At 46.1% G+C, this 12,920-nt stretch carries 10 protein-coding genes; 7 read left to right on the forward strand and 3 right to left on the reverse strand.

What is annotated here, in order from left to right; all coding sequences use genetic code 11:
• The first annotated feature begins 57 nt into the window (after positions 1–57).
• Entirely contained in the window at positions 58–1,575 is a 1,518-nt protein-coding gene (locus KJY73_RS08870; RefSeq protein WP_214342940.1) for a tryptophan halogenase family protein, read from the forward strand.
• 42 nt (positions 1,576–1,617) lie between these two features.
• On the opposite strand, the gene KJY73_RS08875 is transcribed toward KJY73_RS08870, so the two are convergent.
• The 3 genes from KJY73_RS08875 to KJY73_RS08885 form a co-directional block, all read right to left on the reverse strand.
• Positions 1,618–3,129 (reverse strand): tryptophan halogenase family protein, encoded by a 1,512-nt coding sequence (locus KJY73_RS08875; RefSeq protein ID WP_214342942.1) that lies wholly within the window; start codon positions 3,127–3,129, stop codon positions 1,618–1,620.
• An 11-nt stretch (positions 3,130–3,140) separates the two neighbouring features.
• Entirely contained in the window at positions 3,141–4,670 is a 1,530-nt protein-coding gene (locus KJY73_RS08880; protein WP_214342944.1) for a tryptophan halogenase family protein, read from the reverse strand.
• 96 nt (positions 4,671–4,766) lie between these two features.
• Positions 4,767–7,829 (reverse strand): TonB-dependent receptor, encoded by a 3,063-nt coding sequence (locus KJY73_RS08885; protein ID WP_214342946.1) that lies wholly within the window; start codon positions 7,827–7,829, stop codon positions 4,767–4,769.
• A 341-nt stretch (positions 7,830–8,170) separates the two neighbouring features.
• Between KJY73_RS08885 and KJY73_RS08890 the strand changes: the two genes are divergently transcribed.
• From KJY73_RS08890 to KJY73_RS08915, 6 genes are all read left to right on the forward strand, one after another.
• Positions 8,171–9,253: a LacI family DNA-binding transcriptional regulator gene (locus tag KJY73_RS08890; protein WP_269813731.1), complete on the forward strand. Its 1,083-nt coding sequence runs from the start codon at positions 8,171–8,173 to the stop codon at positions 9,251–9,253.
• The gene (cobB, locus tag KJY73_RS08895; RefSeq protein WP_214342950.1) at positions 9,250–9,957 is read left to right on the forward strand and encodes a Sir2 family NAD+-dependent deacetylase; all 708 of its coding nucleotides are present in this window, start codon (positions 9,250–9,252) and stop codon (positions 9,955–9,957) included. Before KJY73_RS08890 ends, cobB begins: the two co-directional genes overlap by 4 nt.
• A 12-nt stretch (positions 9,958–9,969) precedes the next feature.
• Positions 9,970–10,605, forward strand: coding sequence for a LysE family translocator (locus tag KJY73_RS08900; protein ID WP_214342952.1), 636 nt, complete (start codon positions 9,970–9,972; stop codon positions 10,603–10,605).
• A 129-nt stretch (positions 10,606–10,734) separates the two neighbouring features.
• Positions 10,735–11,481, forward strand: a complete 747-nt coding sequence (locus tag KJY73_RS08905) for a hypothetical protein (protein WP_214342954.1) — start codon at positions 10,735–10,737, stop codon at positions 11,479–11,481.
• Positions 11,456–12,253, forward strand: a complete 798-nt coding sequence (locus KJY73_RS08910; RefSeq protein ID WP_232848433.1) for a glucosaminidase domain-containing protein — start codon at positions 11,456–11,458, stop codon at positions 12,251–12,253. The genes KJY73_RS08905 and KJY73_RS08910 overlap by 26 nt, the downstream gene beginning before the upstream one ends.
• A complete protein-coding gene (locus KJY73_RS08915; protein ID WP_214342956.1) occupies positions 12,250–12,897 on the forward strand; it encodes a DUF2987 domain-containing protein in 648 nt (215 codons plus the stop codon). Before KJY73_RS08910 ends, KJY73_RS08915 begins: the two co-directional genes overlap by 4 nt.
• Positions 12,898–12,920 lie beyond the last annotated feature (23 nt).

Genomic DNA, 12,920 nt, shown 5'->3' on the forward strand with positions numbered 1-12,920 from the left:
ATCATGGCCCGGATTAGCAGTCCGGGTATTCCAACAGAACTAATCAATTGTGTAAGTATGAATAATATTAAAAACATAGTGATCGTCGGTGGCGGCACTGCTGGCTGGATGGCGGCAGCCAGCCTAGCCAAGTTCTTTGAAGGTAGACAGGCGACTATAACCTTAGTTGAATCATCCCAAATTGGTACCGTGGGAGTGGGAGAGGCAACGATACCCGGTATTGTTGATTTCAACCGAAACTTGGGTATTGATGAAGTTGAACTAATTAAGGCGACACAGGCTAGTTTTAAATTGGGGATCCAATTTGAAAACTGGAACAGGGTAGGTGGGACGTTTTTTCATCCCTTCGCAGATTACGGTATGGAAATGCAACATGTTGCTTTTCATCACTATATACACCATCTGAATACCCAAGGGACACAGCTTGATCTCACGGATTACAGTTTTCCAATACAACTAGCCAGACAGAATAAGTTTGCTCAGCCTCATCCCAATCCGCCATCACCACTAGCTGACTACTCCTATGCCTATCATTTTGATGCCAGTCTATATGCTGCATATTTAAAAACTTTCAGTATGAAGCTGGGAGTTAAGTGGATTGATGGCGAGGTCGAGGAAGTAAATTTAAATCCTGAGGATGGCTTCATTCAATCTCTGCAGCTTAAAGATGGACAGATAATTGAAGGACAATTTTTTATCGACTGCACTGGCTTCAAAGGATTACTGATTGAGCAGGCACTAAATACAGGGTATGAAGATTGGAGTCAGTGGCTTTTTTGTGACGCCGCAGTGGCTGTTCAAAGTGAGCTGGTTGGCGAGCCAACGCCCTATACTCGTTCCATTGCAAGAGAAAATGGCTGGCAATGGCGTATTCCTTTGCAGCACAGAATGGGCAATGGTTATATCTATGCCAGTCGCTTTGAGTCAAATGACGACGCAGAGCAATTGTTGCTTGCTAATATTGAGGGCCGGGTAATCAATGCACCACGACATTTCCGTTTTACGCCGGGCCGACGTAAAAACATCTGGAATAAAAACTGCTTCGCGTTGGGGCTGGCGTCAGGCTTTTTAGAGCCATTGGAATCTACCAGTATTTCTTTGATTCAAACGGCCATAGCGAAGTTACTTACGTTCTTTCCCGATGCTTCGTTTAACCAATTCAATATTGCTGAGGTTAACCGTCTTCACAATAGCGAGATGGAACATATTCGTGATTTCCTGATTTTGCATTACAAGCTCTCAGAGCGCGATGACTCACCGTTTTGGTTGCAATGTCGCAACGCCGATATTCCAGACAGTTTGAAGCATAAGCTTGGCTTGTATCAGAGTTGTGGCCATTTAATTGAGCATGAAACTGAATCTTTTGAGCCATCTAGTTGGTTGACCATGTACAACGCTTTTGGCGTAGTCCCAGATAGCGTCGATATTAGGGCGACAGTCGCTAGTTCAGAAATGCTGATAAAAAACTTACAGCAAATGAAAAACTCTATTCAGGGCGCTGCCTCTCAGGTAATAAGCCATCAGGCTTTCATTGACAGACATTGCAAAGCAGTGCCGCCCAAAGAGAGCGAATAGTGCCTTATGAGTATAAAAGGGAAGTGAGAACTTCCCTTTTTACTATCCATCATACTGACAATAGGTCTTAAGAAACTCGCCATGCGACGGTGCGTTGTCGACCCAACCGGCCACCTGCTTCTGCATGAAGCTAAGGTGTTCTCGTAAATAATCCATCGGCATATTGTCTGCCCTTGCGTGATAGCGCTGTGGGTACAATTTAAACCCGTTAAAAATGGCCAACCAGCTATCGCGACCGAATATTTCCCAGGGATAGGTAATGACTTCTCCAGTTGAAAGATATCTGTCGAGCTTATCCCGCAACATATCAGGCAACGCCATATTCCGACAGAAATCCCACAAAGGTAAGCCAGTCCGTTGATTGGCTTTGTAATGCAAGATAATGAAGTCTCGCACGCGTTCATATTCCAATGCCGTTACTTCATTAAAGCGCTGCACATCGTCGTCGTTGAACTCCTTTGTACGGAAAGTCAGTAGCACTTTTTCAATGGCAGTTTCAACCAGTGCAATACTGGTGGACTCCAATGGCTCTAAAAAGCCTGATGACAGCCCTATGGCAATACAGTTGCCTTGCCAGGCTTTAGCACGTCTACCTGGTACGAAATTAAACCGTCGGGGTTCGTGTAGAAGTTTGCCTTCTATGTTGTCTATAAGGGTTTGTTTGGCACTCTCTGAGTCAATAAAACGACTACAATAAACGTACCCATTACCCTGGCGATGCTGAAGTGGAATTGTCCACTGCCAACCGGCATCCCTGGCGGTGGCTAATGTGCGAGATGGCGGTTGTCCAACAATTTCACTTTGTACGGCCACAGCACTATCGCATAGAAGCCATTCACTCCAATCCTGATAACCAACGCCCAGGGCCTGGCCTAACAGTAGAGACGTAAATCCAGAGCAATCGATAAAGAGATCGGCCGCCAACGTCGAATTATCGTCAAACTGCACTGAATCAATACGCGATTTATTTTCATCCAAATTAACCAGCGTTATTTCTTTATCAATAAGTTGTACACCATGCTCTTGAGCGTACTGGCGCATCAATTTAGCAAATAAGGCGGCATCGAAATGCAGTGCCCAGTCAAAGATCTCAAGCTGGTTATTCGGCTTGGCGGCAGGCAACGTAAACTTATCATGGGTAGCTAGCTGTACGCCCAGCGAGAACTTTTCTAAGGGCGGTACTTCGCCTGCTTGCTTCGCCCGTAGCCAATAATTGTGAAAAGGTACCTCTTTTGTACCTAGACCAAAAAGCCCAAAGGGGTGAATAAATGCAGTGCCTTCTTGGTACCAATCCCTAAACTCAATTCCCAGCTTACAAGTGCCCGCTGATGCCTTTAAAACATCTAGATCGCTGAATCCCAGCTTTTGATAAAAGCGCCTCAAGGTCGGGATAGTCGCCTCCCCAACACCAACTGTACCTATCTGAGATGATTCAACCAGCGTAATAGACACGCCCATGTTTTTAAAATGCTGACTAAATGCAGCGGCTGCCATCCAACCAGCAGTCCCGCCACCAACAATAGCTATTGTTCTGACATGGTGAGTTTGATTCATATGATACCTGCTTACATCAACTTGTCTGGCGCTTCAGCCTGACAATACTCACGAATAAAATGCTTATGTTCTGGCTGTTTTAACGCGGCATCGCGAATAGCATTACTGCCGGCGCGCAAACTCAAGGCCAGTTTATCTGCATCCAACGCATTGACCGTCGGATTAGCGCATTGTGGGCGCACTCCCATACCGTCAAATACCGAATACCAACTGGTCGGTTGGAATAGCTCTTCCACACTGGGAATGATGCCCCCTGACAAGGAGAAAAAATCAATTTTATTCTTTAAGGATTCTGGTAACGGCATCTGCTGACACCAGCGCCAAAATTCAGTATCAGTGCGCTCTGTTGTGCAATAGTGCAAAATCAGAAAATCCCTTATCTCTTCGTAATCCTGCTTAAGTCTTCGATTAAACTCATCAATTAACAGACCATTAGGCGTTTTGGTCGGAAACATACGAACAAATAATTGTAGTGACCGTGATACCAAGTGAATGGCGGTTGATTCCAGTGGCTCCAAAAATCCCTGTGCCAGTCCCAAAGACAGGCAGTTTCCTTTCCATGGTTGTTTGCGCAAACCGGTGGAGAAGGGGATCACTCGAGGTTGATTGATGGGCTTACCCTCAATACAACCAAAAAGTGTATCCATCGCCTGTTCATCACTGATAAATTTATCGCAGTAAACATAGCCATTACCGGTTCTATGTTGAAGGGGGATATTCCAGGTCCAGCCAGCTTCTCTTGCCGTTGCCAGCGTATAAGGTCTTATCGTATCAGTGTTTTCTGTTTGAACCGTGACGGCTTTGTTGCATGGCAGAAAATCAGACCAATCTTCGTAGCCTGCATTCAAGCTTTGCTCAATCAGTACCCCTTTAAAGCCAGTACAATCGATAAAAAAGTCAGCAGAAATTTTACGACCGTCACTTAATGTAATGTGACTAATAATTTGTTTGTTTGGGCTGATAGCATGCTCCACTGTACCCACAGTTCGTTTAACTCCGCGCTCTTCAGCAAAGCGGCGAAGATATTGACCTGCAAGTGCGGAGTCCAGATGCAAAGCAAACTTTGTTTTTGCTAACGGGGTATTGATGCACTGGTGTGGGACAAAAAAACGATTTAGCTTTGCTAACTGGGCTTCCGGCGAATGATCCATAAGTTCGCTGGTATTGTCCGTCTGTGTGGTTCTAAACCAACATTGGTAAAAATCATGCCCATCAATAGACGCACCCAAGGTCCCAAATGGATGGAAGTAACTGTGTTGTAAAGCTTTCCAGTCAGCAAATTCAATACCCAGTTTAAAAGTAGCTTGGGTATTCTGGATAAAATCCACTAGGTCAATGCCCAGCTTTTCCAATATGGTGATCAGGGGAGGAATGGTAGCTTCACCTACGCCGATGATGCCGATTTCATCAGATTCTACGAGCTCAATTTCAACATCTTTTGAATCTTTAAAAATGTTTCCCAACGTTGCGGCCGCCATCCAACCAGCGGTGCCACCACCAACAATAACGATCTTTTGAATGAAGGGTTGAGTTACTTTCATCTAGACTATCCAAGACTCTGCCAGCTGACATTATATTCATGGGGGAGTGTATAAAAAAAGCCGCCACTAAGGGCGGCTTTTTTACTGACTTTCCAATTAGAAGGTCATACGTGTACCAATGGTCCAACGTGCTTCATAAACGTTCTGGAACGCTTTCTGGTCTGGGAATTCCAAGTAAGTTTGCTGGAACTCTTCAGTCAGGTTTGCACCGTTCACATAGAAGCTGATGTTTTCATTGAAGTTGTACGTTGCGTTGAAGTCTAACTGCGCATAATCATCTTGATAAAGCGCTTGACCACCTGTACCTGCGTTACCTGCAGTAACCAAGCGAGGACTACGTGAGTTATAAGCTAAACGCACGGAGAACTCTTCTTGCTCGTACCACAATACCAGGTTGTAAGTGTTCTTAGACATACCAATGAATGGCAGATCTTCGCCGGTTACACCTTTATCATCCTGTTTACTGTCACTGTAAGTATAGTTAACATCCAAGCCGAAGTTTGACAGGAAGTCTGCATCAGTGATGTCGCTCATGGCAAGCTTACCACCCAGTTCCATACCTCTTACGTAACCACCGTTACCTTGAACCTGAGTAGAGAAAGGCCATGGACCACGACGTACACCGTCATCATCCGGCTCATCGATCATCACTGTACCGCCTTGCGTGAAGCTCTCGATATCAATCTTGAACAGTGACGCATAAGCCATTGACGCAGAACCTGCATACCATTCAGCACTGAAAGACAGGTTCTCCGAGCGCCATGGATTCAGGCTAGGGTTACCAGTCAGAGTACCGTTTCTTACACGCAAGCAGTCACAGCTACCGTCGATGGTCTTACCAACAGTCTTACCGCCGCCCCATGCAGACAGATTCAAGGCCTGCATGTTCTTCGCCCAAGCTGCACGCAAAATCACATCATCAGTAGCAGCATAAGCTAAGTTGAAAGAGGGCAGGTAATCGGTGTAGCTACGCTCATACACTTCGTCGCCTTCGTCAGCTGCAGTACCACTGTGCGGCAGGGAAGGACCAGTCACGTTTTGACGTACAAACAGGTCGGTTTCAACAACCTTCATACCCAAGTTACCGGTGAAATCACCAAATGCGAAGTTACCCTGAACGAAGTAGCTGACTTCTTCCAGTTCTACATCATAAGAGTCACCAGGCTTTTCAACACGCACTACGTTGCCGAATACACGCTCATGGTAAGCCTTTGGATCCTTGAAGTTGCTTGGGTCGATTACCCAAACACCTGGGATACCGCCGACATTACCAAAGTTGGTCTGCCAGGATACTGTGGTATGGTGATCCAGACGAGTCGGTGGCAATAGGGTGTAAGGTACCCAATCACCAGCCTGACCGTGAACGGTACCGTCAAGGCCAACGCCTTCTGCGGTCAGGTACTCACCGGTACCTTGTACGCCGGTACAGTCGAAGTTACCAGTTGTGCTGTAATATTGGTCAACCGCCTTCCATTGTGCGATATCACAACCACCACCGTAGGTAGACATGTAGTCAAAGGTATCTACGTCAACAGAACGCTGCATGAAGCGTGCACCGACATCAATACTGGTGATGAAATCATTCTCCAGCTTGTAGTTCCACTTGGTGCTGTAGGTATCAATTTCACCTTCTTTATCCGTGTTGCCCTCAGAAGAGAACGCACCGATATGGTAAGAATCAATGGACTTCATGTAATCAGCAACGGACATTACGCCCTGACCACCATTAACCATTTGGTCAAAGCCGCTGAAGTTTGGATGCTCACCAGACTGGTCAACAGTAAGGATAAAACTATCCTGAATACCACCAGGAGAGAAATAGGCATAACAGCCACCTGCTGAACCAACAATATCTTCACCGTTTACACAGTATTCTGCTGGCGCAAACTGACCTGGGCCGGTTACCAAAGAGCCCTTATCGATACTCATGATATCGCCTTCACCATAACCATGGCGCATGCTGGCAGTGGCTTTGGCTTGGGTCATACGGAAGTTACCGGTTAACGCACCGCCGTGATCATATTTCAGATCTAAGCTGTAGTTTTCGGATGTTTCGTAGTTGTTGTTTACCTGGGTAAATGATTGCATACGCCAGGATTTCAGGTCGTACTTGTTGACACCTTCCCAGGTATTGCCGTCAGCATCAGTAAAGGTGTCGCCAGTCCAGCCATCGCTTGTTGCGTAAGCGTAATCGTTAAAGGTGTACCAACGGTTGTTGTGCGAGAAACCGCTACGGTTATTGAAACGGTCCTGGTCTGTATAGAACGCATCAAATGTTAATTCGAAGCCTTCACCCAGATCTGCCTGTGCTGATAACTGGAAAGCAGTACGCTTGCGCTGCTCAGTCTTATTAAAGGCAGAGAAACCTTGAGGTACTACGTGACGACGTGATTCGCCAGAACCGTTTGCACCCCAAGTATAGTTGTTATTGGTAGCACCGATACCACCATTTTCTGATGTATCGAAGTAACCATTGTAGTCAGTAGCCAGGTTAGAGTCTGACTTGACTGCAGAAAACAGCACGCCAAACTTGCCGTTGTTATAGGCAACCAAACCATTCAAAAGCGGGTCAGTTTCTTTAGTAATTGAACCTCTGGAAGCTTCAGCACCGACGTTAAAGGTGTAACCTTCTTCCATATCAAATGGACGTCTGCTCTTCAGGTTGATGGAACCAGAGATGCCCGCGCCACTCAATTTGGATTCGCTTGACTTGTAAACGTCAACGCCAGAGAACAACTGAGAAGGAAGGTCACTAAAATCTGCGCCTGATGAATCGATAGTAGTAGCGCTCAAGAAGACTTCACCGTTAAAGGTGGTATCAATTTGAGGCAAACCACGAATCTGAACAGGACCGCCCTCACCAGCTACACGTTCAATCTGTACACCAGAAATACGCTGAAGTGAGTCTGAAATTGTCACGTCAGGTAGTTTACCGATGTCTGTTGCACTGATTCCGTCAAGCTGAGAACCGGCAAAGCGTTTTGCATTGATAGATGCAACACTTGATGCTTTAAGTCCTTTAACCTGAATAACTTCCAGATTTTCATCCGCGCCTGCGGTGGCTTCCTGCGCGATCAGTTGCTGAGAACTGATAGTAGCGCCCACGACCAGAGCCAGCTTAAGCCCTTGCGTGATCTTATTGAGTTTGGTTGATGTCATGATGCCCTCTCATGAAGCTGAATTGTATAAATGACAACGTTGTCATTTGTTTTTATTTAAAATGACAATCGCTGTTACAACCGGATGACAGCGTTGTCATCAACTAAAGCTACATGAGAATTTTGAGCATAGCAACCAGTTTTTTACAATGTGGTTACAAGTGGGGGCTTCTCAATGTAAATACAAAGTGACGGGCAGGCAGGCGACGTGATAAATCATTTATATTGTGAAATTCATTAGAAAAAAAAGTAATAAGGTAGTTATCTTAAGTTAACTATTTAGTAATTTGGGGCAACGGTGCGAGAGATCCCTATATAAGGGCAGCAAAGCACTGGCATTTATTGCATACATCATGTTTACTAACGGCCAATCGAGCCGAGAGAAACCAAATGAAATCAACAATTAAAGATGTCGCCCAATTGGCCGGCGTATCAATAAAAACGGTTTCCAGAGTTATTAACAAGGAAGCGTCTGTTCGCGCAGATACGGTGGAAAAGGTTTCGGCTGCCATTCGCGAGTTGAAATATGAGCCGAATCTAGCCGCCAGGAATTTGGCCGGTACTCGCTCTTACACTATGGGCTATGTATACGATAACCCGAATGCCTATTACGTCATTGATATGCAGAATGGTATTCTGGCCGAGTGTCGTGACAAGGGCTACGAGCTGATCATTCACCCTTGTAATGCTAGTTCACCGACAATATGCGAAGAACTAAAAAACATGGTGACCAAATCACAGTTAGCTGGCTTGGTCATTTCACCGCCCTTGTCGGAAATGCCAGAGGTCATGAGCACACTGGCTGAAATGGACATTCAATTTGTGCGCATTATCTCTGGCTCAGGACATAAACCCGAGGCCACCCCTTGTATTTTTGTTCATGACCATGAGGCGGCGTATCAAATTACCAAACATTTGCTTGAGCTGGGCCACCGTGATATTGCATTTATCAGCGGTGACAAAGGACACCGTTCCACCGACGAGCGCCTTAACGGTTATCGAGCCGCCCTCGAAGACGCGGGAATTCAGATTGTGCCTGATTACATATATGACGGACAGTACTCCTTTGAATCAGGGGTTAAAGGCGCGAAACATTTATTAGCGCTGGATAAACCGCCAACCGCCATTTTCGCCTGTAACGATGAAATTGCAGCCGGTGCGCTATTTGCTTCCCGCTTATCTAATGTGTCGGTTCCTGAACAGTTATCTATTGCCGGATTCGAAGACAGCCCGTTCTCACGTCAGACCTGGCCAAAGTTAACCACTGCCGCCCAACCTACCAACCTGATAGCCAAGAAGGCGGCCAGCCTACTGATATCACAAATCATGTTGCAGCGTGCTGGAAAAGGCAAAGTAGAGACAGTACACCAGCACTTTGAACCGGAATTGGTGGTCAGAGAGTCAACACAACGTCACGCAGTATGAAGTACAAAAATATTGTCGTCCTTACCGGCGCTGGGATTTCCGCTGAGTCCGGTTTAAAGACATTTCGCGATAATGATGGCTTATGGGAAAACCATCGGGTAGAAGACGTCGCCACCCCAGAAGCATTCGCGGCAAATCCTGAGTTAGTCTACGCGTTTTATAATGCCAGACGTCAACAGTTGTTAACGGGTGATGTGTTACCCAACGCGGCTCACCATGCTTTAGTTAACCTGGAAAAAAGCTGTAAGGGCCAGTTTTTACTAATTACTCAGAATGTTGATAATCTTCATCAGCAGGCTGGCAGTCAAAATCTACTAGCCATGCATGGCGAACTGTTGAAAGCCAGGTGTACTCATAGTCAGCAAATAGTTGACATGCATCGCACCTTTAATGGTGATGATCGCTGTAGCTGCTGCCGACCGGCCCAACCCTTGCGCCCACATATAGTATGGTTTGGTGAGATGCCGTTGTTTATGGAACAAATAATGGATGCTATTTGGAACGCTGATCTTTTTATTTCCATTGGTACCTCAGGTAATGTTTACCCCGCAGCAGGCTTTGTAGAAGAAGCAATTCACGCCGGGGCGCACACCGTTGAACTGAATTTAGAATCCAGTCCCAGTCGGTTCGCTGAGAAGCGTCAGGGAAGAGCAACGCAGTTAGTACCAGACTATGTGTCAGCATTATTGGCCGGCCAAATGTAAGAGCGATATACCATGTTAGAGCAGTTACAACCTTATTGGTTGGAGTTCATCACCATCGCCACTGTGCATTTACTCGCAGTAGCCAGTCCAGGGCCAGATTTCGCGATAGTTTTAAAACATAGTGTTAGCTACGGCAGACGTACCGCTATATTCACCAGTGTCGGCATAGGCCTCGCCATTCTCTTGCACGTTGCTTATTCCTTACTTGGTATTGGTCTACTAATCCAAACCACTCCCTGGTTATTCACTGCGCTTAGTTATGCGGCTGCTGCCTATCTTGCCTATATAGGTATAAGGGCAATGACAAGCCACAGCGGGAAAGCTGCTGAAGCACAGGCAAAGTCAGGTCACTTGTCAGATAAAAAGGCTTTTGTTATTGGCTTTATTACCAATGGATTGAATCCCAAAGCCACCCTGTTTTTCTTATCTCTTTTCGCTGTGGTTATCTCTGTGACGACACCTCTGCAAGTTAAGCTGGTTTATGGCCTGTATCTGGCGATAGCCACTGGTCTGTGGTTTGTGGCGTTGTCCTTCCTCTTGGGCTCCGGTGCGGTCAGAACCTTTTTGCAAAGTAAAGGCTACTGGTTTGATCGCATAATGGGCATCTTGTTGATTTTGCTGGCTGTGCGTTTGGTGGTGGCTGGCTAAACAATGCTTGTTGCGCTTTTGAGTGATGAAAATTCGTACAAACAGGCGATGATTCTTCGAAGCCCTTCGCCCCAACATGCGAACAACTGGTATCATAGCCAGGTTTTTCTGAATTAAAGGTTAAGACGCTTGGAAGACAAGAAAACACTGATACTTGGGGGTAGCCTGCAAAAGGCCATGGCTGGCGATTTTGCCCTGGATCTTAAAGGCTTGATAAATGAAGCTTGGGCGCTAACACAGAAAACCAAGTGGGTCATGGTACAGGCCATGTTGCTGGTGTTTTCTTTGGCCTTACTGGCAGTGTTGATACTGGCTAACTTAGCGCAATTTAAAGGTCTGGATTTAATGGCGCCAAATGTTCAGTTGATGACAGAAATTCTGCTGACCTTGTTAACGGCTCCTCTGATCACCGGACTGATGATGATGGGCATCAATCATGCGGTAGGAGGGCAATCCCGTCCCTCGCATTTGTTTCATTTCTTGCCCAAGGCCTTGATCCTCTCACTAAGTGCATTGCTGGTTAGCTTGTTAGTAGAGTTGGGCTTACTGTTATTTATTGTGCCCGGCTTATTCTTAATGATTGCTTGCAGTTTTACCTTGCCGTTAGTTGTAGAGAAAGGCCTGACGCCGATGCGCGCAATTTTTGTGTCGATTCGCGTTGTCAGCTTTAAGTGGCAACAGTTTGTCTTGCTTTATTTGCTTTTTGCATTGCTGTTTGTATTAGTTATTGCCACCTTCGGCATTGCATTTATTTGGGTTGGACCTTTTTACTACAACATGAAAGGCGTGCTATACAGGGATATATTCGGCGTTGCTGTCCGCTTGACGGGACAAGATGGAGCATCTCAAAATGGCGAATCGATCTTTCATGCCTGATAAAGGTAAGCTAATACAAGGCGTGTTTTTTGCCCTTGTGAGCTTTGCGTTGCTTTACCCTTTTTTACAGCGCGAGCCTGAAGCCCTTATTCCTGCCCCCGAACAATTGCATCAGCCTGTACCTGATTTTGATCTCTACACTAATGTGGATGAAAAAAAACAGGCATTTTTCGACTATCTTCGCCCGGCGGTGGAATATCACAATCAAATCATTCTCAATGATCGCAACTTATTGCAGGCAATACGTCAGAAAATGATCGATGGGCAGCCTCTGAGCCGCTATCAAAAGAACAAGCTAACAAAACTCAGCCAAAGTTATAAGTTGGACGCTTTGCCCCATGATGTTGATGGCATTAATCGTTTGTTGCGTCGCGTAGATATTGTTCCTGTCGAGCTAGTCTTAGTTCAGGCCGCCAATGAATCCGCCTGGGGGACGTCGCGTTTTGCCAGGCAGGGGTTTAATTTTTTTGGCATGTGGTGCTTTCGTAAAGGTTGTGGTTTTGTGCCGAAACAACGGGATGACGATGCCGGTCACGAAGTAGCAAAATTCAAGGATTTGTCGCACGCCGTTAAGGCTTATCTGGCTAACATTAATAGCCATTATGCTTACAGCGAGCTGCGCGGGATCCGCGCCAGTTTGCGCCGTAATCAGCAATCTGTCACCGCTGAATATCTGGTTGAGGGGTTGATGAGTTACTCAGAGCGTGGTCAAGATTACATCGATGAATTACTGCATATGATTCGCACAAACAGGAAATATTTAACTTCATGAGAGTAATGATTGCTGGCCTGCTGGCCATATCCGCTACATTGCCTGCGTTAGCTGAGCCTTTGGAACTGGATTATTCCACCCTATATAGCCATACCCGTAAGCTGGACAAGGACGAGTTGTCCGCCTTGCAGTTTGCCTTTGGGTTTATGCACCATCAAACCAAACAGATGTGTCATCTTGAGTCGGCTTATCTGCATACCCAAAAACAAGATATTGCTATTGAAATAACGCCAGAACAGCGCTTTACCGTGCCATCCGAGAAAGCCTTGAGTCTGGCTAAGGCAGTGGCCCGTTTTGAACTCCGCGAGCCGGTCAATCAGTGTGATATGTCGGTTCAGCTTGAAACTAAGCCTGCGTATTTGAAATCCAGCTATGATCTGTCTGAATTAAAGGCGGTCAACGAACAATACACAGAGTTTTTTGACAGTATGGGCAGCTTCTTGTCTTTTATGATGCCCTCAGTCAAAGGAATTGTGTTGCATTTTCCTCCACAGACTGAAGGTTCGGTGCGTGTCGGCGGTATGCTTGAGCCGTCTCTTCGTATAGAAAATGGGGAGCTAAGCCTGGATGAGCAGTGGCTGAATAAATCTCAGCGAATTGAGTTTCCAACCAAACCTTATCGCATCACAGCAATTACTAAGTAGACAAGCGTCGGGGAGGGGATCCT

This window comes from Bowmanella yangjiangensis (assembly GCF_018531185.1).
Taxonomy (GTDB): Bacteria; Pseudomonadota; Gammaproteobacteria; order Enterobacterales; family Alteromonadaceae; genus Bowmanella; species Bowmanella yangjiangensis.